At 68.2% G+C, this 22,725-nt stretch carries 22 protein-coding genes, 1 tRNA gene and 1 pseudogene; 15 read left to right on the top strand and 9 right to left on the bottom strand.

Annotation, left to right across the window (positions count from 1 at the left end; genetic code table 11):
- Nucleotides 1-212: 212 nt before the first annotated feature.
- Together mfd and ACLJO0_RS26865 are read right to left on the bottom strand one after the other, a co-directional pair.
- Nucleotides 213-3,767, bottom strand: coding sequence for a transcription-repair coupling factor (mfd, locus tag ACLJO0_RS26860; protein ID WP_410581796.1), 3,555 nt, complete (start codon nucleotides 3,765-3,767; stop codon nucleotides 213-215).
- A 56-nt stretch (nucleotides 3,768-3,823) separates the two neighbouring features.
- Nucleotides 3,824-4,738 carry an LLM class flavin-dependent oxidoreductase gene (locus tag ACLJO0_RS26865; protein ID WP_410581264.1) on the bottom strand — a complete coding sequence of 305 codons (915 nt, stop codon included), beginning with the start codon at nucleotides 4,736-4,738 and terminating at the stop codon, nucleotides 3,824-3,826.
- A gap of 86 nt (nucleotides 4,739-4,824) precedes the next feature.
- On the opposite strand from ACLJO0_RS26865, the gene ACLJO0_RS26870 reads away from it, so the two are divergent.
- Nucleotides 4,825-5,589, top strand: coding sequence for a helix-turn-helix domain-containing protein (locus tag ACLJO0_RS26870; protein WP_410581266.1), 765 nt, complete (start codon nucleotides 4,825-4,827; stop codon nucleotides 5,587-5,589).
- Here ACLJO0_RS26870 and ACLJO0_RS26875 read toward each other — a convergent pair.
- On the bottom strand, nucleotides 5,516-6,145 hold the full coding sequence (locus tag ACLJO0_RS26875; protein ID WP_410581267.1) for a class I SAM-dependent methyltransferase: 630 nt from the start codon (nucleotides 6,143-6,145) through the stop codon (nucleotides 5,516-5,518). The genes ACLJO0_RS26870 and ACLJO0_RS26875 overlap by 74 nt on opposite strands.
- Nucleotides 6,146-6,276: 131 nt before the next feature.
- Between ACLJO0_RS26875 and ACLJO0_RS26880 the strand changes: the two genes are divergently transcribed.
- Genes ACLJO0_RS26880 through ACLJO0_RS26890 form a run of 3 tightly spaced genes read left to right on the top strand, consistent with a single transcriptional unit; the run spans nucleotide 6,277 to nucleotide 9,308 of the window.
- Complete coding sequence (locus ACLJO0_RS26880) at nucleotides 6,277-7,443, top strand: sensor histidine kinase (RefSeq protein WP_410581268.1); 1,167 nt, start codon at nucleotides 6,277-6,279, stop codon at nucleotides 7,441-7,443.
- Nucleotides 7,440-8,102, top strand: coding sequence for a response regulator (locus ACLJO0_RS26885; RefSeq protein ID WP_410581269.1), 663 nt, complete (start codon nucleotides 7,440-7,442; stop codon nucleotides 8,100-8,102). Before ACLJO0_RS26880 ends, ACLJO0_RS26885 begins: the two co-directional genes overlap by 4 nt.
- Before the next feature lie 21 nt (nucleotides 8,103-8,123).
- Nucleotides 8,124-9,308: a PQQ-dependent sugar dehydrogenase gene (locus ACLJO0_RS26890; protein WP_410581270.1), complete on the top strand. Its 1,185-nt coding sequence runs from the start codon at nucleotides 8,124-8,126 to the stop codon at nucleotides 9,306-9,308.
- A 16-nt stretch (nucleotides 9,309-9,324) separates the two neighbouring features.
- Here the strand turns inward: ACLJO0_RS26890 and ACLJO0_RS26895 are convergent.
- Nucleotides 9,325-9,579 (bottom strand): annotated as a pseudogene (locus ACLJO0_RS26895) (SDR family oxidoreductase); the annotation flags it as partial.
- 67 nt (nucleotides 9,580-9,646) lie between these two features.
- Here ACLJO0_RS26895 and ACLJO0_RS26900 point away from each other — a divergent pair.
- Nucleotides 9,647-10,168 (top strand): isochorismatase family protein, encoded by a 522-nt coding sequence (locus tag ACLJO0_RS26900; protein WP_410581271.1) that lies wholly within the window; start codon nucleotides 9,647-9,649, stop codon nucleotides 10,166-10,168.
- 3 nt (nucleotides 10,169-10,171) lie between these two features.
- Nucleotides 10,172-10,564 carry an NUDIX hydrolase gene (locus tag ACLJO0_RS26905; protein ID WP_410581273.1) on the top strand — a complete coding sequence of 131 codons (393 nt, stop codon included), beginning with the start codon at nucleotides 10,172-10,174 and terminating at the stop codon, nucleotides 10,562-10,564.
- Nucleotides 10,565-10,570: 6 nt separating this feature from the next.
- On the opposite strand, the gene ACLJO0_RS26910 is transcribed toward ACLJO0_RS26905, so the two are convergent.
- From ACLJO0_RS26910 to ACLJO0_RS26920, 3 genes are all read right to left on the bottom strand, one after another.
- Nucleotides 10,571-11,206 (bottom strand): hypothetical protein, encoded by a 636-nt coding sequence (locus tag ACLJO0_RS26910; protein WP_410581275.1) that lies wholly within the window; start codon nucleotides 11,204-11,206, stop codon nucleotides 10,571-10,573.
- A gap of 82 nt (nucleotides 11,207-11,288) precedes the next feature.
- Entirely contained in the window at nucleotides 11,289-11,882 is a 594-nt protein-coding gene (locus ACLJO0_RS26915) for a TetR/AcrR family transcriptional regulator (RefSeq protein ID WP_037318732.1), read from the bottom strand.
- Nucleotides 11,883-11,980: 98 nt separating this feature from the next.
- Nucleotides 11,981-12,931, bottom strand: coding sequence for an acyl-CoA desaturase (locus ACLJO0_RS26920; RefSeq protein WP_125674120.1), 951 nt, complete (start codon nucleotides 12,929-12,931; stop codon nucleotides 11,981-11,983).
- Between the two features lie 174 nt (nucleotides 12,932-13,105).
- Here ACLJO0_RS26920 and ACLJO0_RS26925 point away from each other — a divergent pair.
- The 5 genes from ACLJO0_RS26925 to ACLJO0_RS26945 all read left to right on the top strand — a co-directional run bounded on the left by ACLJO0_RS26925 (nucleotide 13,106) and on the right by ACLJO0_RS26945 (nucleotide 18,482).
- Nucleotides 13,106-13,177, top strand: a tRNA-Gln gene (locus tag ACLJO0_RS26925).
- A gap of 43 nt (nucleotides 13,178-13,220) precedes the next feature.
- Nucleotides 13,221-14,969, top strand: a complete 1,749-nt coding sequence (locus tag ACLJO0_RS26930) for a diguanylate cyclase domain-containing protein (RefSeq protein WP_410581276.1) — start codon at nucleotides 13,221-13,223, stop codon at nucleotides 14,967-14,969.
- A gap of 44 nt (nucleotides 14,970-15,013) precedes the next feature.
- Nucleotides 15,014-16,501 carry a bifunctional UDP-N-acetylglucosamine diphosphorylase/glucosamine-1-phosphate N-acetyltransferase GlmU gene (gene glmU, locus ACLJO0_RS26935; RefSeq protein ID WP_410581277.1) on the top strand — a complete coding sequence of 496 codons (1,488 nt, stop codon included), beginning with the start codon at nucleotides 15,014-15,016 and terminating at the stop codon, nucleotides 16,499-16,501.
- On the top strand, nucleotides 16,498-17,478 hold the full coding sequence (locus ACLJO0_RS26940; RefSeq protein ID WP_037340645.1) for a ribose-phosphate diphosphokinase: 981 nt from the start codon (nucleotides 16,498-16,500) through the stop codon (nucleotides 17,476-17,478). Before glmU ends, ACLJO0_RS26940 begins: the two co-directional genes overlap by 4 nt.
- Before the next feature lie 128 nt (nucleotides 17,479-17,606).
- On the top strand, nucleotides 17,607-18,482 hold the full coding sequence (locus ACLJO0_RS26945; protein WP_410581279.1) for a TIGR03621 family F420-dependent LLM class oxidoreductase: 876 nt from the start codon (nucleotides 17,607-17,609) through the stop codon (nucleotides 18,480-18,482).
- On the opposite strand, the gene ACLJO0_RS26950 is transcribed toward ACLJO0_RS26945, so the two are convergent.
- Nucleotides 18,476-19,093 (bottom strand): NAD(P)-dependent oxidoreductase, encoded by a 618-nt coding sequence (locus ACLJO0_RS26950; RefSeq protein ID WP_125791776.1) that lies wholly within the window; start codon nucleotides 19,091-19,093, stop codon nucleotides 18,476-18,478. The genes ACLJO0_RS26945 and ACLJO0_RS26950 overlap by 7 nt on opposite strands.
- A gap of 97 nt (nucleotides 19,094-19,190) precedes the next feature.
- The gene (locus tag ACLJO0_RS26955) at nucleotides 19,191-20,312 is read right to left on the bottom strand and encodes a hypothetical protein (protein WP_410581281.1); all 1,122 of its coding nucleotides are present in this window, start codon (nucleotides 20,310-20,312) and stop codon (nucleotides 19,191-19,193) included.
- A gap of 341 nt (nucleotides 20,313-20,653) precedes the next feature.
- On the opposite strand from ACLJO0_RS26955, the gene ACLJO0_RS26960 reads away from it, so the two are divergent.
- The 4 genes from ACLJO0_RS26960 to ACLJO0_RS26975 all read left to right on the top strand — a co-directional run bounded on the left by ACLJO0_RS26960 (nucleotide 20,654) and on the right by ACLJO0_RS26975 (nucleotide 22,720).
- Nucleotides 20,654-21,265 carry a 50S ribosomal protein L25/general stress protein Ctc gene (locus tag ACLJO0_RS26960; protein WP_125791774.1) on the top strand — a complete coding sequence of 204 codons (612 nt, stop codon included), beginning with the start codon at nucleotides 20,654-20,656 and terminating at the stop codon, nucleotides 21,263-21,265.
- A 10-nt stretch (nucleotides 21,266-21,275) separates the two neighbouring features.
- Nucleotides 21,276-21,872 carry an aminoacyl-tRNA hydrolase gene (gene pth, locus ACLJO0_RS26965; protein WP_410581282.1) on the top strand — a complete coding sequence of 199 codons (597 nt, stop codon included), beginning with the start codon at nucleotides 21,276-21,278 and terminating at the stop codon, nucleotides 21,870-21,872.
- A gap of 159 nt (nucleotides 21,873-22,031) precedes the next feature.
- Nucleotides 22,032-22,391, top strand: a complete 360-nt coding sequence (locus tag ACLJO0_RS26970; RefSeq protein ID WP_410581284.1) for a DivIVA domain-containing protein — start codon at nucleotides 22,032-22,034, stop codon at nucleotides 22,389-22,391.
- A complete protein-coding gene (locus ACLJO0_RS26975) occupies nucleotides 22,391-22,720 on the top strand; it encodes a DivIVA domain-containing protein (RefSeq protein ID WP_125791771.1) in 330 nt (109 codons plus the stop codon). Before ACLJO0_RS26970 ends, ACLJO0_RS26975 begins: the two co-directional genes overlap by 1 nt.
- The last annotated feature ends 5 nt before the right edge of the window (nucleotides 22,721-22,725 follow it).

Genomic DNA, 22,725 nt, shown 5'->3' on the forward strand with positions numbered 1-22,725 from the left:
GGGCGTGCAAACCCGGCGGGTGGGGCGATTCGGGTTCTAACCCGAATCGCCACTCACGACCAACCCGACCCACGCCTTCCGGCACCCTGGTCACTCGAAGTGGCTGGTGGGCCTAGAGGCGTGTGTTCCGAGTCCCGCGATCAGCCGAAGCCAGAAGCCAGAAGCCACAAGCCAGTAGGCACCGGAGCCCCAGTCCCGGCCCGACGGCCTGGTCACGCGACGGGCGCCGGCGACTTCATCAGATTCGTCAGCAGCTTCGCGCACCAGTCCAGCAGCTCCTCGTCCCGCAGGGTCGGGGCGCCGATCCGGCCGCCCGCCGGGCCCTCGGTCGGCCTCGGCACGGAGACCGTGTTCGTCACCGCCTTGAAGAGAGCCTTGGGGTACAAGCGCTTCAGCCGCACCAGCTGCGAATCCGCCAGCGGCAGCGGCGCGAACCGGATCGACGTGCTCTGCACGGCGACCTCGGTGACGCCCGCCGCGCGGCAGGTGTGCCGGAACGCGGCGACGGCGAGCAGCCTCCGCACCGCCGCTGGCGGCTGGCCGTAGCGGTCGACGAGTTCTTCGCGCACCGCGTCGAGCCCGGCCTGGTCGGGCGCGGCCGCGATCTTGCGGTACGCCTCCAGCCGCAGTCGTTCGCCAGGGACGTAGTCGTGCGGGATGTGCGCGTCCACCGGGAGGTCGACCCGGACGTCGGCGAGTTCTTCCTCCTCCGCCGTGTCCGCACCCGCGTGACGGCGGAACGCGTCGACCGCTTCGCCGACGAGCCGCACGTACAGATCGAAACCGACGCCCGCGATATGCCCGGACTGCTCGGCGCCGAGGATGTTGCCCGCGCCGCGGATCTCGAGGTCCTTCATCGCGACGGCCATACCCGCGCCCAGTTCGGTGTTCTGCGCGATGGTCGCCAACCGGTCGTGCGCGGTCTCGGTGAGCGGTGCCTCCGGCGGATACAGGAAGTACGCGTACCCGCGCTCTCGCCCGCGCCCGACCCGGCCGCGCAGCTGGTGCAGCTGCGCGAGCCCCAGCAGGTCGCCTCGTTCCACGAGCAGCGTGTTCGCGTTCGAGATGTCCAGCCCGGTCTCGACGATCGTGGTGCAGACGAGCACGTCGTACTCGTTCTCCCAGAAGCCCTGGATGATCTTCTCGAGTTTGTCCTCGTTCATCTGCCCGTGCGCGGTGACGACACGCGCCTCCGGCACCAGCTCGCGAATGCGCTTCGCGGCCTTCTCGATCGAGGAAACCCTGTTGTGCACGTAGAAGACCTGGCCGTCGCGCAAGAGTTCGCGCCGGATCGCGGCGCCGACCTGTTTGTCGTCGTACGTGCCGACGTAGGTCAGGATCGGGTGCCTGTCCTCGGGCGGGGTCAGGATCGTGGACATCTCGCGGATCCCGGCGAGCGACATCTCCAGCGTCCGCGGGATCGGCGTTGCCGACATGGTCAGCACGTCGACGTGTGTCCGCAGCGCCTTGATGTGCTCCTTGTGCTCGACGCCGAACCGCTGTTCCTCGTCGACGATCACCAGGCCGAGGTCCTTGTACCGGACCCCGGTCTGCAGCAGGCGGTGCGTGCCGATCACGATGTCGACGTCGCCGGAGGACAGCTGTTCGAGAACCGCGTCGGATTCGGTCTTGTTCGTGAACCGCGAGAGCCCCCTGATCTTCACCGGGAACGAACCCATCCGTTCGGTGAAGGTGTTCAGGTGCTGCTGCGCGAGCAACGTCGTGGGCACGAGCACGGCGACCTGCTTGCCGTCCTGCACCGCCTTGAACGCCGCGCGCACCGCGATCTCGGTCTTGCCGTAGCCGACGTCACCGCAGATGACGCGGTCCATCGGGACGCCGCTTTCCATATCCGCCTTGACCTCGTCGATCGCGGCGAGCTGATCGTTGGTCTCGGTGAACGGGAAAGCGTCTTCCAGTTCGTTCTGCCACGGCGTGTCCTGCCCGAACGCGTGCCCTGGCGCGGACTGCCGCGCGGCGTAGAGCTGCACCAGTTCGGCGGCGATCTCCTTGACCGCCTTCTTGGCCTTGGCCTTGGTGTTCTTCCAGTCGGACCCGCCGAGCTTGTTCAGCGTCGGCAGCTCGCCGCCGACGTAGCGGGAGACCTCGTCGAGCTGGTCGGTCGGCACGAACAGCCGGTCCCCCGGATGCCCGCGTTTGGAGGAGGCGTACTCCAGCAGCAGGTACTCGCGGGTGGCGCCGGCGACGGTGCGCTGCACCATCTCGATGAACCGGCCGATGCCGTGCTGGTCGTGCACGACGTAATCGCCCGTTTTGAGGGCGAGCGGGTCGACGGCGTTGCGGCGCCGCGACGGCATCTTGGTACTGAAGTCCTTTGTGGACGTTCCGGCGCCGGAGCCGCGGCCGGTCAGATCCGATTCGGACAGCACGACGAGGGCTCGCTCCGGCGAGACGAAGCCGTCCGAAAGACCGCCACATGTCACCGTCACGACGCCGGGCGTCAGCGGACCGGTGATGCCTTCCGCGAGCGACGCGGGCACCTCTCCGGCAGAAAGCTGCTCGACGGCGCGGGCCGCGGTGCCGTGCCCGGCGACGACGAGGACCGCCGTCCCGCCCGCGGCCGTATGCGCGCGCAGATCGGTCGTCGCCCGCTCGACCTCGCCGCGGTAGTTCGGCGCGGCCTCGATCGAGACGCGGTAGACGTCGGGATCGTCGCTGGCCAGCTGCGTCAGCGTCCACCAGGGGCGCTTCGTCTCCTGAGCGTGCTTCGCGATCTCCGCGAGGTCCTGGTACGCCGACGCGCCGAGGTCGATCGGCGCCTGTCCGCCCGCGGCGGCCGTGGTCCAGGACGCTTCGAGGAACTCCTGCCCGGTGCGGACCAGGTCGGCCGCACGGGCGCGGATCTTCTCCGGATCGGCCAGCAGCACGTGCGTGCCCTGGGGCATCGCGTCGGTCAGCAGGTCCAGCTCGCCCTCGCACAGCACCGGGATGAGCGCCTCCATGCCCTCGACGGGGACCCCGCCGGAAAGCTTGGTGAGCATCTCGGTGAGCTGGGCATCCGCTTCGTACGTCGTCGCCAGCTCGGCGGCCTTCGCGCGAACCTGCTCGGTGAGCAGCAGCTCACGGCACGGCGGCGCGCTGACGTGCCGGATCTCCCCCGGCAGCGACCGCTGGTCGGACACCGCGAACGCGCGGATCTCGCTGACCTCGTCGCCCCAGAACTCGACGCGCACCGGATGCTGCGCCGTCGGCCCGAACAGGTCGAGGATGCCGCCGCGCACGGCGAACTCGCCGCGCTTCTCGACCATGTCCACCCGCGTGTAGGCGAGCTCGACCAGCCGTTCCAGCAGCCCTTCGAAACTCTGCTCCTCGCCGACCACCAGATCGATCGGCGCGAGCGAGCCGAGCCCTGGCGCCATGGGCTGGATGAGGCTGCGGACGGTCGCGACGACGACGCGCAGGTCGTCGGCCCCCGTCTTCAGGCGATGGAGCACCTCCAGCCGCCGCCCCACGGTGTCCGCCCGCGGGGACAGCCGCTCGTGCGGCAGCGTCTCCCAGGACGGGAAGTCGGCGACGGCGCCTTCGCCGAGGAACGACTTCAGCGAAGCGGTCAGCTCGTCGGCCTCGCGGCCGGTGGCGGTCACCGCGAGCACGGGGCGGCCGGCGCCCTCGTCCGCGGCGAGGGCGCCCGCGACCAGCTGGCGGGTGGCGATCGCGCCCTGGAGTTCGAGCACCGGGGCACCGGCCCGCTCCACGACCCCGCGAAGGGCCGGATCGGGAAGGATGGAATGAAGGAGTCCGGACAATGGAGCGTTTGTCACCGTCCCAGCCTACGTGGGGGCACCGACAGTCCGCCGCGCGATTACCTCGGCAGTGCGCCGGCCACCTTCGGGAGCTGCTCGTCGAACTCGGCCGGTTCCTGCGTCGCGACGCGGATCAGGACGTGTTCGGCCCCCGCGTCCTGGTATTCGCGCAACCTGTCGGCGACTTGCTCGGCGCTCCCGGCGATGTACACCTGGATCTTCTCGACGAAGTCCAGCGGAACGCCGTAATTCCGCTGTGCGTAGTCCTCCAGCCGCTCGCGGGCCCTGATCGGGTCATTCTCGATGAGCACCGTCGCGAACAACGCGGGTGTCACAGGGCGGACGGCCGTTTCGCGGATCTTCGCGAGGCCGTCGACGTAGTCCGCGACGTCGGGCGGATACGGCAACCAGCCGTCGTAGAGCCGTCCCGCGCGGTCCAGCGCGCCCGGCGTGAACGCGGCCAGCCACACCGGCGGGCCACCGGGACGGTGCGGCTCCGGGTACTCCGGAAGCGTGTCGTAGTGCAGGACCTCGCCGTGGAACGGGCCGCTCTTCCCGCTCCAGACGTGCCGCCACAACGCGACGATGTCGTCGAGCCGGGCACGGCGGCGTTCCCACGGAACGCGGGTGAACGCGAATTCGGGTTCGCTGCGGCCCGCGAACCCCGCGCCGACGCCGAGCGTGAGCCGGCCTCGGCTGAGCAGGTCGAGCGAGAGGATCGCGTTCGCGGAAAGGACCGGATCCCGCAACGCCGGGAGCAGCGCGGCGGTGCCGAGGGTGACCCGTTCCGTTCTGGCGGCGAACGCGCCGAGCAACGTCAACGGATCGATGGGCGCCTTCGCGAGGGTGTCGCCGACCCAGACCGAATCGAAACCGAGGCGTTCGGCTTCGACCGCGACGGCGACCATTTCCGGCGCGGTGCGCCCGGCGTCGAGGATGGGCCGATAGGTGGGGACGACCAGACCGAATTTCATGCCGGAAGCATCGCCGCGGCGGGGAATCGTCTCAATTCCTTCGAGGGAATGGCCGAGCCGCGCGCGACTCGGCCAAGATGACGACCATGGTTTCCGGATTCGGCCCCGCGCTCCGGGCCTGGCGCGAGCGGCGGCGGTTGTCCCAGCTGGAACTGGCGTTACGGGCCGGGACCACCCAGCGGCACGTGAGTTTCCTGGAGGGCGGCCGGTCGATCCCCGGCCGCGGCCTGGTGCTGCGCGTCGCCGAATCGCTCGAACTCCCGCTCCGGGAACGCAACGGCCTGCTGCTCGCGGCCGGCTTCGCGCCCGGTTTCCCCGAAACGGAACTGGACGATCCCAGGTTGAAGCCGGTCCTCGACGGCATGCGGCGGCTGCTCGACGGGCACCGGCCGTATCCGGCCATCGTGGTCGACCGCTACGGCGTGCTCGTCGCCCGCAACGACGCGCTCGATCTGCTCTTCGAGGACGTCGCGCCGGAGCTGCTGGAGGAACCGGTCAACACCCTGCGGCTCGCGCTCCATCCGAAGGGGATGGCGCCGCGGGTGCTGAACCTCGCGGATTGGGCGCGGCACATCCTGGAACGGCTGACGCAGGAGATCGCGCACGCGCCCGACGAGCGGCTCACCGCGCTGCTGGCCGAACTCGAAAGTTACGTTCCGGAGCCGGGACCGCCAGGGCCCGATCACCTCGGATTCGCGGTGCCGATGCGCCTGTCCACTTCGGCGGGCGAACTGCGCCTGATCACCGCCATCACGACGTTCGCGACCGCGGCCGACGTCACGGTGTCGGAATTGAAACTGGAGACGTTCCTTCCCGCCGACGCCGAAACCGCCGCGATCCTGACGCGCTGACCGGCAGCGCCGCGCGGTGCACGAACGCGGGCGGCAGGTTCGGCCAGACGACCGGCGACCGCCCGGTCACCGCGAACCGGTCACGCAGCGCGGCGGCGAATCGCCTGCCCGGCGGTGCCCACGCCGCGTGCGCGTAGGCGAAGGTCGTGAACCGCCCGTTCGGGACCAGGATCCCGGTCACCTGGTCGAGGATCCGTTCCTGCCGTTCCGCCGTCATGACCGTCCACGGCAGACCGGAAACCACGACGTCGGCGGCGTCGCGCACGTATTCGTCCAAGTTCTCGGCGGTCCCCTGGACGATCTCGACCTCCGGATACCGCTCCCGCAGGTTCCCGGCGAGCCGGGGATTGATCTCGACGGCGACCAGCCGGGCGCCCGGCGGCAGCCGGCGGAGGACCGCCCCGGTGAACACGCCCGTACCGGGCCCCAGTTCGACGACGAGCCGGGCGTTTTCCAGCCCGAGGCCCGTCGTCATGGCTTCGGCCAGCTTCGGGGAGCTGGCCGCGACGGCCCCGGTGAGCATCGGATGGCGGAGGAATTCCCTGGTGATCGACATGATCCCGACGCTAGGAACGGGTTCCGTGGCCCCGCGTCGGCCGCGACGTCCGGTCCCGTCCTACCGCGGGAGGACGCCGGGGGTACCCCAGGACGACGCGCTCGGCCGCCCGCCGCGGTTACGTTCGGGACGTGCTCAGGCTGTCCGAGCGGATCCGCGCCCACCCCTGGGTGACCGACCTGCCGCTCTTCGCGTGGTTCGTCTTCCTCGTGCCGACGGGGTCGTCGCCGGTCCCCAAGGCGATCCTGCTCGTGCCGTACCTCTTCCTCGTGCCGCTTCTCTGGCGGCGGCGTCATCCCGAGATCGTCGCGGTGCTGATCGTCACGGGCGTGACCGCGCAGTACCTCGTGGCGTTCTGGGCATACGACCGCGGCCGCGGCGAACTGGCGATGGCCGTCGCGCTGTACACGCTGGTCCGCGCGGGCAACCGCCGGTTCGCCGCGGTGATCGCCGTCGTCATCGTCTCCCTCGACGTCGGCTGGGGCCTCACCTGGGGAGCCACCACCGAACAGGGACCGGAGGTTGCGATCTTCGCGACGATCCCGCTGCACGTCGCGGCCTGGGCCCTCGGTGAATTCTTCCGCGCGCGCCAACGTCTTTCGGACGAGGAGGCGGTGAAGGCGGAGCTGGCCGCCTCCGAGCAGGACGCCCGCGCGCGGGCCGCGGTCGCCGAAGAGCGCACCCGCATCGCACGGGAACTGCACGACGTCCTCGCGCACAGCGTGAGTGTCATCGTGCTCAATGCCGAAGGCGCGAAACTCATGCGCCACAAGGATCCCGAAGCGGTCGACCGCACGCTCGACACGATCGGCAAAGCGGGTCGCGACGCGCTGGCCGAATTGCGCCGGCTCCTGGAAGTCCTCCATGCGGGCGAAACCGCTCGAAGTCCTCAACCCGCCGTCGCGGAACTTCGTGAACTGGTCGAGCAGGTGAGCGCGACGGGCCGCGAAGTCGGCCTCCGGGTTACCGGTGACGCCGGCGGGCTGCCGCCCAGCGCCGCGCTCCAGGCGTATCGGATAGTCCAGGAAGCACTGACGAACATGATCAAACACGCGCCCGGCGACGCGAGCGGAACCGTCGAAATCGATTTCAGCGGGGAAGGCCCGCGCCGGGACGTCCGGATCGAGGTGACGAACACCGGCGGTTCCGATCCGCCCGCGCCGCGGCTGCCGTCTTCGGGGCGGGGCCTGGCGGGGATGGCGCAGCGGGTCGAGATGTTCCACGGGACACTCGACACCGGGCCGACCCGGGACGGCGGTTACCGGGTGGCCGCGAGTCTGGTGGTGGAGGCGGGATGACATCCGCGGTGAAGGTGCTGATCTGCGACGACCAGGAACTGGTCCGCGTCGGGATGGGCATGATCGTCACGAGCCAGGAGGACCTGACCGTCGCGGGCGAGGCCGCCAACGGGGCCGAGGCGGTGGAAACCGCCCTGAAACTGCGGCCCGACCTGGTCCTGATGGACGTCCGGATGCCGGTCCTCGACGGTGTCGCGGCGACGGAGCGGATCTGCGCGGCTCTGCCAGGGACGAGGGTCCTGATGATCACCACCTTCGACCTCGACGAATACGCGTACGCGGCGTTGCGTGCCGGCGCCAGCGGATTCCTGGTCAAGGACGCTCCGGCCGAAGAAATCCTCGTCGCGATCCGGGGTGTGCTTCGCGGGGATTCGATGGTCTCGCCTTCGGTCACGAAACGCCTGCTGGACCGCTATCTGGACGCTGCCCTCGACGGCGGCGAAAGCAAGCGACTGGAGAAGCTGACCGAACGCGAGAAGGACGTCCTCGCGCTCATCGCGCGCGGGCTGACGAACAGCGAAATCGCGTCGAAGCTCTATATCGGCGAGACGACGGTGAAAACCCACGTCGGCCGGATTCTCGCGAAACTCTCCCTGCGCGACCGGGTGCACGCGGTCGTGTTCGCCTACGAAAGCGGTTTGGTGCGCGCGGGCGGTTGAGCACGGTGGCATGCTGATGTCATGCGCACAACCGCCGTCGTCGCGTTCGCGTCCCTGTCCTTGCTGGTCACAGCCTGTTCCGGGGCGTCGAGCGAACCGGTGCAGAGCGCCCCGCCGGTCACCTCGAAGCCCGCCGTGACGTCGCTGAAGGTCGAGCAGGTGACGGCCGGGCTCGAACACGGCTGGGACGTCGGCTTCCTGCCGGACGGGAAGATCCTCGTCACCCAGCGCCCCGGGAAGCTGGCACTGGTCGACGGCGGCACGAAGCGCGACGTCACCGCCGACTTCTCCGACGTCCACGTACGCGGCGAAGGCGGTCTGATGGGGATGGTGATCAGCAAGGACTTCGCGACTTCGCGCGAATTCATCACCTGCCAGACCCACAAGGAAGGCGACAAGGCCGTCGACATCCGGCTGGTCACCTGGCGGCTTTCCGACGACGGCGCGAGCGCCACGAAGGTCAAGGACCTGCTGACCGGGCTGCCGGTGAACTCCAGCGGCAGGCATTCGGGCTGCCGTCCCGCGTTCGGAGCGGACGGCGCGCTGCTCGTCGGCACCGGCGACACGGCCCGCCCGCAGCACCCGCAGGACCGGACGAGTCTCGGCGGCAAAGTGCTGCGAATCGACGCGAAGACCGGGAACGCGTTGCCGGACAACCCGTTCATCTCGTCGGCGAATCCGAACGAGCAGCGCGTGTTCACCTTCGGGCACCGCAACGTCCAGGGCGTCACGGTGCGGCCGGGCTCCGGTCAGGTGTTCACCGCCGAGCACGGGCCGACCATCGACGACGAGGTCAACCTGGAACGCGCGGGCGCGAATTACGGCTGGGACCCGTCGAAGGGCGGCACCGAGACCAGCTACGACGAGAGCGTGCCGATGACCGACAAGCAACGCTTCCCGGACGCCGTCAGTCCTTTGTGGACGACCGGCGAGATCACCGAAGCCATCTGCGGCGCGGAATTCCTCACCGGATCGCAGTGGGGCCCGCTCGAAGGCTCGCTCGCCGTGACCGCGTTGAAGGGGCAGAAGCTCCTGCTGTTCCGCCTCGACGACACCGGCAAGGTCACCGAAGTGACGCTGCCGCCGGAGTTCGACGACAAGTTCGGCAGGCTCCGCGCCGTTCGCAGCGGCCCGGACGGCGCGCTCTACATCACCACTTCGGAAGGTGAGGACGACAAGCTGCTCCGCGTCACCCCTGGCGCCTAGGCCGTGTCCTGCAAGTCATGTTCGCGGTGATCCCCCGCGGTCCGAATTCCCTTGCCACGTCGACGTTCGACGCTTCCAGCGCGGCCTTGGCGGCACCGTAGGAACCAGCTCCGGTGTGGACGACGATGGAGCCGATGGTGACGATCCGCGCGCCGTCGGCGAACGTTTCCCGCAGGGCGCGGGTGACCAGTACGGCACTGAGCACGTTCGCGTCGAGATTGGCCTGCCAGTTCGCGGCGAACGCTTTCAGGTCTCCGGCCGTCCCGTTCCGCCGCCGGTGACCACGATTTCCCTGTGCTCTCCCATATCTCCAGCAGAGGGACACTAGGCTTGCCCGCATGACGAAGATCGACCCGGCGACGACCGCGCTCGTCCTGATCGACCTCCAGACGCGGATCGTCGCACTCGAGACTGTCCCGATCGAAGGCACCGAAGTCGTGTCGAACGCCGTCCTGCTGCGAGACGCCTTCAGCGCGGCCGGCTCACCGATCGTCCACGTGCGGGCGCACCGGCCGGGCGTCGACGAGCAGCCGCCCGGCAGTGAACTGGTCGCCGAGCTGACGCCTCGCGAAGGCGAGCACCTGATCACGAAACACACGATCGGCGCGTTCTACCGCACCGGACTCGACGAACTCCTGCACGGACTCGGCGTGAAGACGCTGGTGCTCGCCGGGATCGCCACGGAGTACGGCGTCGAATCGACGCTGCGCGCCGCGATCGACCACGCCTACGAGACCGTCGCCGTTTCGGACGCGATGGCCGGGATCGCCGCGATCTCCCACGAATCCGCGCTCACGAAGGTGTTCCCGCGGCTGGGCGAAGTGCTCACGACCGCCGAAACCGCCGCGGCACTGGGCTGAACCATGATCGACAAGATCGCTTGGCTGTACCTGCGGGACGGCCGGATCCTGACCGCCCGCTCGCGCGGCAAGTCCGTGTTCTACCTGCCCGGCGGCAAACGCGAACCCGGGGAAAGCGACGCCGAGACGCTGGCCCGGGAGATCCGCGAGGAACTGACCGTCGAGATCGATCCGGCGAGCATCGCGCCCGCCGGAGTCTTCGAAGCGCAGGCCGATGGCCACGCGTCCGGCCTCGTGGTCCGGACGACCTGCTACACGGCCGAATTCAGCGGAACGCTCGCGGCCGGCAGCGAGATCGAGGAACTCGCGTGGCTGGACCACGAAGACAGGGACCGGCTCTCCGCGGTGGGCAAGATCATCTTCGACCACCTGCGGGAGACCGGCCTCCTGCGCTGACGACCGCTACTTGAGCTTGTCCAGGCACAGCACCCGCGACTGCGGGAGCCCGCCGGCGCCGGCCCGCTGCCATGCGATCTTCTCGTCGGTCGACGGCACCTGGGTGCACACGGTGCTGTCGTCGACGAGGATCGCCGTGCTCTTCTCGATGGCGAGGACCTTGTAGGCGGCGTTCGCGCAGTCCACCTTCGTGAGCTTCTTCGCCTCGACCACGTCGGCGGGGAGGCAGTCACCGACGACCGGCGCCCGCTCACCCGGGTTCTTCAGATCTTCGAGGCACAGCAGGGTGCCGTCACTGCTGCCCTTCTTCCCCTGGAAGAAGTACGCGTCGGTCGTCGGATAGTCGTCGCATTCGGATCCGCCCGAGAGCTTGAGCCCGATTTCGGACTTTCCGTCCTGTTTGCCGACGACCTTGAAGTTCGCTTCCGGCGTTCCGCATTCGGATTTCTCGACGCTGTCCGCGTTGCTGACATCGCCTTTGAGGCAAGCGCCGACCTCGGTGCTCGACGCCGTGAACGGATTCGCGACGAAGAACGCGATCAAGGCGATGACGCCGAAGATGCCCAGCCGGATGACCGGTTTGAGCCAGGTTCTTTTCTTCGGCTCCAGCTGCTCCACGGCAGGCGCGGGATAGTTTTCCACGGTGCTTCCCCCAGTCGGATTATCTCTGTGGGGGACGTAGCGCTCATCGCCGGGAAAACGTTACGGCCGCGCGACGCAGGTCTCAGTACAGCCGCAGCTTCGGTTTGTGTTCCAAATTGGACAGACCGTTCCAGGCGAGGTTGACCAGATGTGCGGCGACCTCGTCCCGCTTCGGCTTCCGGGCGTCGAGCCACCATTGCCCGGTCAACGCGACCATGCCGACGAGCGCCTGCGCGTACAGCGCGGCCAGCTTCTCGTCGTAACCCCGCGCGGCGAACTGCTGCGCGAGGATGTGCTCGACCTGGCTGGCGATGTCGTTCAGCACCGTGGAAAACGTGCCCGTCGAACTCGCGACCGGCGAATCCCGGACGAGGATGCGAAAGCCGTCGTGCGAGTCTTCGACATAGGAGAGCAACGCGATCGCCGCCTGCTCCAGCATCACCCTCGGGTGCCCGCCGTGGAGTGTGGAGACCATCCGGTCGAGCAGCAGCTGGGTCTCGCGGTCGACGACGACGGCGTAGATGCCTTCCTTGCCGCCGAAATGCTCGTACACCACCGGTTTGGAGACGTTCGCGCGGTGCGCGATTTCCTCGATGGACGTGCCTTCGAAACCCTTCTCCGCGAAAAGGGCCCTGGCGACGTTGAGCAACTGCTGCCTGCGCTCGGTCCCCGTCATCCGCACCCGGGCCACCGGGGCGACAGGACGCGCCCCGGTGACCGCTTCACGTTTGGTCCGCCTTCTCCCCGCCATCGCAGAAGACTAACGCGACCTCGCTATTTGCTTTCAGTGGCGATGCGCGCGAGGCGCTGCGGGGTCGGCCAGCGCACGTCATAGGCCCAGCCGAACTTCTCGAAGATCCAAATGAGCCGCGCGGAAATGTCGATCTGGCCGCGCTGCACACCGTGCCGTGCCGAGGTCGGGTCGGCGTGGTGCAGGTTGTGCCACGACTCGCCGAAGGAGAAGATCGCCAGCGGCCAGAAGTTGGCCGACTTGTCACGGGCGGCGAACGGACGCTCGCCGATCATGTGGCAGACCGAGTTCACCGACCAGGTCACGTGGTGCAGCACGCAGACGCGCACCAGACCGGCCCAGAAGAACGCGGTCACCGCGCCCCAGAACGACCAGGTGATCAGTCCACCGAGGATCGCGGGCAGCACCAGGGTGAGCAGGCTCCACAGCCAGAACAGGTCGTCGACCTTCTTGATGGCCGGATCCTTCACCAGGTCCGGCGCGAAGCGCTCCGCGTTGGTCTGGTCGCGGTCGAACAGCCAGCCCATGTGCGCGTGCCAGAAACCCTTGGCGATGGCGACCGGTGTCGTCCCGAACAGCCACGGCGAATGCGGGTCGCCGTCGCGGTCGGAGAAGGCGTGGTGGCGTCGGTGGTCGGCGACCCAGGTGATCACGGGGCCCTGGACGGCCATGCTGCCGGCGATCGCCATCGCGACGCGCAGCCACGGCTTGGCCTTGAACGAGCCGTGCGTGAAGTAGCGGTGATACGAAACGGTGATACCGAGTCCGCTGATCGCGTAGAAGACCACGAAGAGGCCGACGTCGACCCAGGTCAGTCCCCAGCCCCAGGCGAACGGGACGGCCGCGAGCAGTGCGGCGAGCGGGAAGATGACCCCGAGGTAGACCGAGAGCTGAACGCCGCTCGATCGATGTCCTTCGATTACCGGCTTGGGGCCCTTCGCGGGCTTCTGGGAACGGTCCAGGGTAGCCGTCATGCAGTCACTTCTTTTCTATGCGCAACCCTCTAGGTTTTCCCTAAGGGTGACCTTACCTACGATGCCGTAAGTTACGGTACAGGAGGTTTCGTCCCCTGTGGAGTGCCCGCGAAGGTGAGGCAACCCCCGGGCGCACGCGGGCGTCTCCGGCATGGCTATCCTGACCAGGATCGATCCGCCGTAGTGTAATCGGCAGCACTTCAGATTTTGGTTCTGACAGTTCAGGTTCGAATCCTGGCGGCGGAGCAGACGAACAGATGACCAGCGGCGTTTTCAACGGTGGGGGTGTGTGCGGCTGACCGAGGACGCGACGACCAGCAGCAGGCGGCCGGCGCTTGCGGAGATGTCCGACGCCTGGCTTCATGGTCGCGCGCGCGAACTCGGGGCGGCCATCCAGCGCGTCGGCTTCACCGAACAGCTGGACATCATCACCAGCCTCGACGAACTCCTCGACGAGACACAGCGCCGCGGCGAACCTCTCCTGGTCGCCCAGCTACTGCGCTACTCGGCGGCCGCCAGGCTGGTCACCCGTGGTCTCGCCGCCGAAGCCGAACCCAGGCTCGACGAGATGCTCGCGCACACCAGAAGGCACGGTCTCGCGCTGATGCGCGCCGACGCGCACGCGATGCGCGGCCGCCGCCTGGTGATCGCCAAACAGGAGGACGCCGCCCTCACCGAGATCGCCAGGGCGCTCGCCATCCTCGACGACTCCGCCGTCCCGGACCGCCAGATCGGCAGGCGCAACTGGGATCGGATGCTGTCCACGACCCTCGTCGACTGCTGGCTGGTGCTGAACCAGCTGGGCGTCTACGAGGCGGCCGAGGAGGCCATCGCCCGCGCCGCGCAGGCGATCCGCGACAGCGCGAGCCCGCACGAGATCGCGCTCCAGCTGATCAACCGGGTCAAGATGCTGCTGGGCTGGGGCCTGCGGCTCGAACGCATCGAGCGCTATGACGAGGGAGCGGACAAGTTCCGCACCGCGGCGTCGATGGCACAGGCGGCCGAAGGCCCGTTCACCGAGTCACTGTTCCCGCGCAAGGCCGGGGTGCCCGCGATCGACCAGGTCGGCGTACTCGCCGCGGCGGCCGCGCTGGCGTCACCCGATTCATCCCATATCGACCGGCTGAGCTCGCTGCTGCATCCGGAACTGGTGTTCCCGCACGAACGCGAGATCATCGCCATCGCGCTGGCCCGCTGCCTGGACAATGAGGGCCGCCGCGAAGACGCGCTGCAGGTACTCAAAGACGTTCGCGAGGACAACGAGGACGGCTCGCTGCCGTCGATGCGGTTGAACCTCGCCCGCGAGCTGGCCAGGCTCGACACCACCCCGGACTACGCGTCCGGGGCGAGCCAGTCGCTGATCGACTACGCGACCATCCTGGAAACGGAGATGTGGTCGCTGCGGGAATCGCAGATCGCCACGCTCAACGCGCGCCGGGAACACGAACGCCTGTCCGCCGAGCACGGCGCGATCACCCAGCAGGCGTTGCAGGACCCGCTCACCGGGCTGCCGAACCGGCGCGCGCTCGACGAAAAACTGCGTTCGCTGGCGTCGTCCGCCGACGCCCAGCCGCTCGCGGTCGCGCTGGTCGACCTCGACGGCTTCAAGGACGTCAACGACAAGCAGTCGCACGCCGAGGGCGACAACGTGCTCCGTGTCATCGCGAGCACGCTGCGCGACGCCCTGCGCGGCGACGATGTGGTCGCCCGCTACGGCGGAGACGAGTTCATCGTGCTTCTACCTGGGGCTCCGGCGTCGGCGGCGAAGCAGGCGCTCGGTCGTTCTGTGAATGCCGTCGCATCTCTGCCGCACCATCTTTCGCACGGCGTCACCCTCTCCGTCGGGCTCGTTTCCCTTCGCCCGCAGGAGCGGGCCGAACAGGTCCTCGCCCGCGCCGACGCGGCCATGTACCAGGCGAAACGCGGCGGCGGGAACCAGGTTTCGTCGGTGAACTCGATGGCCATCGATCCGGCGACCGGATGGCCCGGTGAGGATGCTCCGACCGACCCCGCGTGGGACGCCGAGCAGCCCACGTAGGATCAATGCCCGACAACCACCGTTGGTGAAATGTTGGGAGTGCCGTGACCGGCCCGCTGAGCACGTTGATCCTCGCCGCGGGTGAGGGCACCCGCATGCGCTCGTCCACCCCGAAGGTGCTGCACCCGATCGCCGGCCGCCCCCTGGTCGAGCACGCGGTCCGGGCCGCCGCGGGACTGAGCCCGGACCATCTGGTCGTGGTCATCGGCCACGGTCGCGACTCGGTCGGCGCGCGGCTGGCGAAGGTCGGCGAGGCCCTCGGCCGCGAGGTCGTCACGGCCGTCCAGGAGGAACAGAAGGGCACCGGGCACGCCGTCTCGTGCGCGCTCTCCGCACTGCCCGCCGGACTGACCGGCACCGTCGTCGTCAGCTACGGCGACGTCCCGCTGCTCGACACCGAAACGCTGTCTTCCCTGGTCGCGGAGCACACCTCCACCGGAAACGCGGTCACCGTGCTGACCGCGGTCGTCGAGAACCCGACCGGCTACGGCCGGATCGTCCGCGACGAGAACGGCGTCGTCACCTCGATCGTCGAGCAGAAGGACGCCACCCCCGAACAGCACGAAATCGCCGAAATCAATTCCGGCGTTTACGCCTTCGACGCCTCGATCCTGGTCGACGGGCTTTCGAGGCTTTCGACGGACAACGCGCAGGGCGAGCTCTACCTCACCGACGTCCTCGGCATCGCCCGCGGCGACGGCAAGGGCGTCGGCGCGCTGGTCATCGACGACCCGTGGGTGACCGAAGGCGTCAACGACCGCGTGCAGCTCTCCGTCCTCGGCGCCGAACTGAACCGCCGGATCGTCCGCGGCTGGCAGCGGGCGGGCGTCACCGTCGTCGACCCGGCGAGCACTTGGATCGACGCGGGCGTGACCCTGTCGCGCGACGTCGTCATCGAGCCCGGCGTGCAGCTGAAGGGCTCGACGTCGGTCGGCGAGGGCGCGCAGATCGGCCCGGACAGCACCCTGGAGAACGTGTCCGTCGGCGCGGGGGCGTCGGTCGTGCGGACGCACGGTTCCGATTCGGAATTGGGCGACGGCGTGAAGGTCGGCCCGTTCACCTACCTGCGTCCCGGATCCAAACTGGGGAGCAAGGGCAAACTCGGCGCGTTCGTCGAAACGAAGAACGCCGACATCGGCGCCGGGACGAAGGTTCCGCACCTGACCTACGTCGGCGACGCGACCATCGGCGAGAACAGCAACATCGGGTGTTCCAGTGTCTTCGTCAACTACGACGGCGTGAACAAGCACCACACCACGATCGGCTCCCATGTGCGGCTAGGCGCGGACAACACGTTCGTCGCCCCGGTGACCATCGGCGACGGCGCCTACAGTGGGGCAGGCACCGTGATCAGGCAAGATGTGCCCCCTGGCGCGCTCGCCGTGTCCACCGGGCCGCAGCGCAACATCGAAGACTGGGTGTCCCGGCGCAGGCCGGGCACACCCGCGGCGGAAGCAGCTTCCGCCGCGAAGCAGGACACCACCGCCGTGTCCGATTCGAATAAGGGAAACGACGGGGAGTCGCCAGCATGAGCTCGAAGTCCGGTACACCGAAGAAGAACCTGATGCTCTTCTCCGGGCGCGCACACCCGGAACTCGCGGAGGAGGTCGCCAAGCACCTCAACGTGTCGGTCGTTCCGCAGACCGCGCACAACTTCGCCAACGGGGAGATCTTCGTCCGGTTCAACGAATCGGTGCGCGGGACCGACGCGTTCGTGATCCAGAGCCACCCGGCACCCATCAACGAGTGGGTGATGGAGCAGCTGATCATGGTGGACGCCCTCAAGCGCGCGAGCGCCAAGCGGATCACCGTGATCATGCCGTTCTACCCGTACGCGCGGCAGGACAAGAAGCACAAGGGCCGCGAGCCGATCTCCGCGCGCCTGATCGCGGACCTGTTCAAGACCGCGGGTGCCGACCGGATCATGACGGTCGACCTGCACACCGCGCAGATCCAGGGTTTCTTCGACGGCCCCGTCGACCACCTGCTCGCGCAGAACGTGCTGGCCGCGCACATCAACAAGACCTACCAGGACGAGAACATCACCGTCGTCTCGCCGGACTCGGGCCGGGTGCGGCTCGCCGAGAAGTGGGCGGCTCAGCTGGGTGACCGGCCGATCGCCTTCATCCACAAGACCCGCGACCCGGACAAGCCGAACCAGGCCGTCGCCAACCGCGTCGTCGGCAAGGTCCGCGGTCAGCTGTGCGTGCTGATCGACGACATGATCGACACCGGCGGCACGATCGTGAAGGCCACCGAGGCCCTGCTCGACGAAGGCGCGGCCGACGTCGTCATCGCCTCGACCCACGGCATCCTGTCCGACCCCGCCACCGAGCGGCTGTCGAACTGCAAGGCGCGCGAGGTGATCGTCACCAACACGCTGCCGATCCCGGAGGAGAAGCGGTTCCCGGGCCTGACCGTGCTGTCCATCGCGCCGCTGCTGGCACAGGCCATCCAGCAGGTCTTCGAAGACGGATCGGTCACGTCCCTCTTCGACGGCAACGCCTGACCCATCGCAGCAAGGGACCTTTGCTATCGCTCTCTTCCGGAGAGTGACAGCAAAGGTCCCTTGCTTCGTTTTCGGCTCCTCGCGAAACGGGGCGCGCCCGGACACCCGGCGTGACTAGGTTGCGGTTCATGGGGAAATTCAAATTCGGCGTGAACCTGTGGGGCGCCGAGAACCGCGAAGACTGGGTCGCGAAGTGCCGTCGCGTCGAGGCCCTCGGACTCGACGTCATCTCCGTGCCCGATCATCTCGGGCCGGGACGGAACGCGCCTTTCCCGGCGCTGACCATGGCCGCCGCCGTGACCCAACGGCCACGCGTCGGCACTCTCGTCACCAACATGGCCTTCTACAACGCTGCGCTCTTCGCACGCGAAGTCGTCACGACGGTGAAGATGACGGGCGGCAGGCTGGATCTCGGCCTCGGCTCCGGCCACATGAAATCGGAATTCGACAGTGCCGGCCTGCCGTGGATCCCGGCCAAGGAACGGATCGAGCACCTCGCCGAAAGCCTGGATCACCTGCGCGAACACTTCGCCGGCGAAGGGGTCACGCCCCCGCCGCTGCTCCTCGCGGGCAACAGCGACGGCGTGCTCTCCCTCGCCGCCCGCGAAGCCGATATCGCCGGCTTCGCGGGCCTTCGTCAAGCGCCGGGAAAGCCGCCGGGCACCTTCCGTCTCGACGACGCCGATCGCATGGACGAACGCGTCGCCTTCTTCCGCTCACACGCGAACGGCCGGACTCCCGAACTGAACATGCTCGTCCAGCGGGTCGTGATCACGGACGACCGGCGCGCGGCCGCCGAGGCCTGGCGTGAAGAGGTCAAAGACCAGGACGGCCTCGACGTCGACACTCTCCTCGAAACACCTCAGTTGCTTTTCGGCACCGTCGCCGAGATCGTCCGGCAGCTCCAGGAGCGTCGCGAGCGGTACGGCTTCTCCTACATCACGGTGTTCGAGCCGATGCTGGAAACGTTCGCGCCGGTCGTGAAGGAACTGTCCGGTCAGTAAGCGACGCAGAAACGCTGACGGCGGTGTTCCGGCTTGTCGATCTCGTCGACGAACGCGATCGCGTAGTCGGCACCGCCGATCTTCGAACCGCCGTTCTCGTCGGTGAGGAGCACGTCGCCGCCGAGCCGGAACTCACCGGTCCGCTCGCCCTCGGCCCACGCGCCGAACTCCGCGGCCGGGCTGACGTAGAACCAGTCGACATCCTCGGGAAGCTTCCGGAACGCTTCCAGCACCTCGGCGTGTGCCCCGGCTTCACCCTTGTACTCGTCCGGGAACTCGGGGGTGTCGATCAGTCGCGGCCCGCCCTCGGCCACGTGCAGGCTGCCCGCTCCGCCGACAACGCCGATCCGCGCGCCGTTGTCCTTCGCGACCTGGGCGATCGAGGGCACCGCGTCGAGCAGGCCGCTCTGCCCGTGCACCGCGATGACCAGGACATCGGCGCCCTTGGCGACATCGGCGAGGAAGGCCTCGTCGTACAGCGACCCCGCCCGGGTCCCCTCACCTTCGGCGTTCCTCGACACCGCCAGGACCTCGTGACCGCGGCTGCGAGCCTCCTCGGCGATCTTCCCGCCCGCGTATCCGGTTCCTCCGAAAACAACCAACTTCGCCATTCGCGTTTCTCCCTTTTCATCGGCGACCACGCCGATGTTAAGAACGCGAGTTCGGCTACTTCAACGTATGCAACGCACCCCGAGGTGAGTGTGCAGGTCAGCCACCCAGCGTGGCGAACTCGGACTTGAGCTTTTCGCGAACGCCGTTGACGTCGACCGGGACCCGGACTTCGCCGCGGGCCGACGGCTTCGCCTGGACCTGGTAGCTGGCGTTCCGATTCGGCAGCTTGAACTTGACCTCGCAGGTCATGCTCGTCGTGGTGTCCGGTGCCGCGTCGGCGGCCGCCGTGCAGGACTGCGCGCCGAGGGACTGCGCGGTGAAGTCGACGGTCAGCGTCAGGTGCACGGGCGTCCCGCTCACGCCGCCGATGACGGTGTTGGCGACGTCGATGGTCGCCCGGCAGCTTCCGACGAAGTCCGTGCAGTCCAGCTTGTCGTTGACGACGCTGACGTTGACCTGGCTGAGCGCGTCGAACGGCTGCCCGATCCCGCCGACCGCGGCGTCCAGATCGGTCTGGAGTTTTTTGAGCGTGTCCCCCGCGAGCGGCTCGACCCGCATCTCGGCACCGAGCGTCTTACCGCCCGCCGCCGCGACGAGGGAAGGCGCGAAACTGACGACGCGGTGCGGCGCCGCTGCGGTCACCCGCAGTGCCCCGAGCCCGCTCCCGACGTCGTAGACCTCGGTCCCGTCCGGCAACTTCGACCGGACCGGATCGGTCAGCGGGTTCATCCCGGCCACCGCGGTCCGGAGTGTCGACGCGGCCTTGCGCGGGTTGAGCACCTCGACGGCGTTCACCGGCAGGTCCGAGCTGTCCGTGCGCACCCAGCCGGTGCCGTACAGGTCGCTGTTGCCGAGCCCGTGCGCCTTCCAGTACTCAGGGGTCGCCGAGACGTACAGCTGCTTGTCCGCCGAGATGACCTGAATGGCCTTGCCGTCGACCGGAAGCGCACCGTGCGCGCTTCCGTTACGAGTGATCCGGAACTGCAGTTCGGAAGGTTGACCCGAAGCATCCTTGATTGTCGACTTGTAGACAACGGCCGGTGCCTGTTCGAGTGCCTTCAGCGCGCTCTCGACAGCGCCGCGCTGCTCGGCACGCCGGTCCACCCGCTGTTGCTCGGCCGGCGAGATCCCCGCCGCGCCGTCGATCGCGACGTCGCAACCGGCCACGAGGCAGCACAGGGCGACGATCGCGCCGATCCTCGACCGTCGTGCCGGCATACCGCCCCCTTTGTTCTCAAGTGCGAGGAGATCACACCTTAGAAAAGGGGTCACGCACCACCGCATCCGCGGGTTCCCGAAGCAGCTGTCACCGAGTTGTCACCTGAACGAGCCACCCGGCGGGACCCCCACACGACCGGTTGGTCTACACTTTCCCGGTCTCGGCGAGGCGGGTTCCGTGAGCACCTGGTGCCCGACGTGATCGACGCGGCGGCTTGAGTGGCCACACGCGGTCGAGCACGCCTGTGGAATTCGCCGCCGAACACCAGAACCGCCCCGAACCATCCCCACCTCAGCATGATTTCGCTGAACATGTTGGTGAATTGAAGGAGTGCTACACCGTGTCCGAGGTACGCCTGTCCGTCGAGCCCCGCACCGAATTCGGCAAGGGTGCCGCGCGCCGTACGCGTCGCGCCGGCAAGATCCCCGCGGTGCTGTACGGGCACGGCTCGGAACCGCGCCACTACGCCCTGCCCGCCATCGAGTTCGCCCGCGTCGTGCGTGAGAACGGCAGCAACGCCGTCATCACCCTCGACCTCGAGGGCAAGAGCGAGCTGGCGCTGACGAAGACCATCGTCGTCCACCCGCTGAAGAACTACATCGAGCACGTCGACCTGCTGGTCGTCATCCGAGGCGAGAAGGTCACCGTCGACATCCCCGTCGTCGTCACCGGCACCCCCGGCCCTGGCACCCTGGTCACCACCGACCTCGACGCCATCCAGATCGAGGTCGAGGCGCTGCACATCCCCGAGCAGGTCGAGGTCTCGGTCGAGGGCGTCGTCGCCGGCACCCAGATCAACGCCTCGGACGTCGTCCTGCCGAAGGGCGCCTCGCTGGTCACCGACCCCGATGCGCTGGTCGTCGCCGTGAACGAGTCGCCGTCCGAGTCCGCGCTCGAGGGCGACGAGGGCGCCGGCGAGGCGGCCGAGACCTCCTCCGAGGACGCCGAATAAAGTCACTGGTGTGACCGAAGCAGTACTTCCCGGGGCCGGCGAGCAGATCCTGCTCGCCGGCCTTGGCAATCCCGGCCCCCAATACGCGGGCAACAGGCACAACGTCGGCTTCATGGTGCTCGACGAGCTCGCCCACCGCGTCGGCGGCAAGTTCAAGGCCCACAAGAGCGGCGCCGAAGTCCTCGAAGGCAGGCTCGCCGGGCAGCGAGTGGTCCTGGCCAAGCCGCGCACGTACATGAACCTCTCGGGCGGCTCTGTCGTGGGCGCGGCCCGGTTCTACAAGATCCCCCCGGCCGGTGTCGTGGTCGTTCACGACGAGCTGGACGTCGACTTCGGTGCGCTCAAGATGAAACTGGGCGGCGGCGACAACGGTCACAACGGTCTCCGCTCGATCACCAAATCTCTCGGCACGAAGGACTACTACCGTGTCCGTTTCGGTGTCGGCCGCCCTCCGGGACGGCAGGATCCGGCGGATTTCGTGCTGAAAGACTTCTCGACGGTCGAACGCAAAGAGCTCGCTTTCGAGATCGATCGTTGCGCCGACGCCGTTGAAGCGCTTATCAGCACCGGTCTCGCCGCGGCCCAGAACACCTTCCACGCTGGGTGAAACCGCTCACATGGCGGTGTGTTACAACTCGTCACTCGAAGGCGTTTCACCACGCCCCTGATCGAGTCGTGGAATAGCGCGAGCTCTTCCGGGGAACTCTCAAACCCGTTAGGACGGAATGCGGAGATCGCATTCCCCACCGAAACCGGAGAGAGTTTCATGTCGTTTACGGCCGAAGACATCACCGGCGCCACTTTCCCCAACGCCCCGATCGGGCGGCGCGGATACGCCAAACACGAGGTCGACGCGTTCCTGGAGCGGATCGCCGACACGATCTCGGACCGGGACGACCTGACGGCCGCCGAGGTCCACCACGTCATGTTCTCGCGCCCATTGATCGGCAAGCGCGGCTACGACGAACGCGAAGTCGACGATTTCCTCGACAAGATCGAAGAGCAGCTCGCCCATCGGACCGGCCAGCACGTACTCGGCGTGCCCGGCGCGCGTGGAGAGGACCAGGCGACCGCCGAACGCGCCGTTCCGGACCGCGGTCCCGTCGAGTTCCTGCGGGAACGCTAGTGCCCGTAACCGCGTTCGAGGCCAGAACCCGGCAGTTCGACCGGGCACCGATCGGCGCCCGGGGCTATCACGAACCGGCGGTCGACGCGTTCCTCGAGCGGGTCGCGGCGACTCTCGACGGCGAGGACGACTTGTCGGTTTCGGACGTCCACAACGTGGCGTTCGCCAAAGCACCGCTTTCGAAACGAGGCTATGACCCGACAGCCGTCGACGCGTTCCTCCGGGACGTCGAGGGAACGCTGGCCGGGCTGTCCCAGTCGGCCGGCTACTACATCGCGCCCGCCTTGGAGCACACCCACACCCGTAAGCCGCCCTGGCGACGCCGCTGACCACC

This window comes from Amycolatopsis sp. lyj-108 (assembly GCF_046549005.1).
GTDB lineage: Bacteria > Actinomycetota > Actinomycetes > Mycobacteriales > Pseudonocardiaceae > Amycolatopsis.

What these genes read in the sequence shown, in the direction of transcription:
- ACLJO0_RS26865 (WP_410581264.1), bottom strand. Translation starts at nt 4,738, where the DNA reads ATGAAATTCGGTCTGGTCGTCCCCACCTATCGGCCCATCCTCGACGCC.
- ACLJO0_RS26870 (WP_410581266.1), top strand. Translation starts at nt 4,825, where the DNA reads ATGGTTTCCGGATTCGGCCCCGCGCTCCGGGCCTGGCGCGAGCGGCGG.
- ACLJO0_RS26875 (WP_410581267.1), bottom strand. Translation starts at nt 6,145, where the DNA reads ATGTCGATCACCAGGGAATTCCTCCGCCATCCGATGCTCACCGGGGCC.
- ACLJO0_RS26885 (WP_410581269.1), top strand. Translation starts at nt 7,440, where the DNA reads ATGACATCCGCGGTGAAGGTGCTGATCTGCGACGACCAGGAACTGGTC.
- ACLJO0_RS26890 (WP_410581270.1), top strand. Translation starts at nt 8,124, where the DNA reads ATGCGCACAACCGCCGTCGTCGCGTTCGCGTCCCTGTCCTTGCTGGTC.
- ACLJO0_RS26900 (WP_410581271.1), top strand. Translation starts at nt 9,647, where the DNA reads ATGACGAAGATCGACCCGGCGACGACCGCGCTCGTCCTGATCGACCTC.
- ACLJO0_RS26905 (WP_410581273.1), top strand. Translation starts at nt 10,172, where the DNA reads ATGATCGACAAGATCGCTTGGCTGTACCTGCGGGACGGCCGGATCCTG.
- ACLJO0_RS26915 (WP_037318732.1), bottom strand. Translation starts at nt 11,882, where the DNA reads ATGACGGGGACCGAGCGCAGGCAGCAGTTGCTCAACGTCGCCAGGGCC.
- ACLJO0_RS26920 (WP_125674120.1), bottom strand. Translation starts at nt 12,931, where the DNA reads ATGACGGCTACCCTGGACCGTTCCCAGAAGCCCGCGAAGGGCCCCAAG.
- ACLJO0_RS26940 (WP_037340645.1), top strand. Translation starts at nt 16,498, where the DNA reads ATGAGCTCGAAGTCCGGTACACCGAAGAAGAACCTGATGCTCTTCTCC.
- ACLJO0_RS26945 (WP_410581279.1), top strand. Translation starts at nt 17,607, where the DNA reads ATGGGGAAATTCAAATTCGGCGTGAACCTGTGGGGCGCCGAGAACCGC.
- ACLJO0_RS26950 (WP_125791776.1), bottom strand. Translation starts at nt 19,093, where the DNA reads ATGGCGAAGTTGGTTGTTTTCGGAGGAACCGGATACGCGGGCGGGAAG.
- ACLJO0_RS26955 (WP_410581281.1), bottom strand. Translation starts at nt 20,312, where the DNA reads ATGCCGGCACGACGGTCGAGGATCGGCGCGATCGTCGCCCTGTGCTGC.
- ACLJO0_RS26970 (WP_410581284.1), top strand. Translation starts at nt 22,032, where the DNA reads ATGTCGTTTACGGCCGAAGACATCACCGGCGCCACTTTCCCCAACGCC.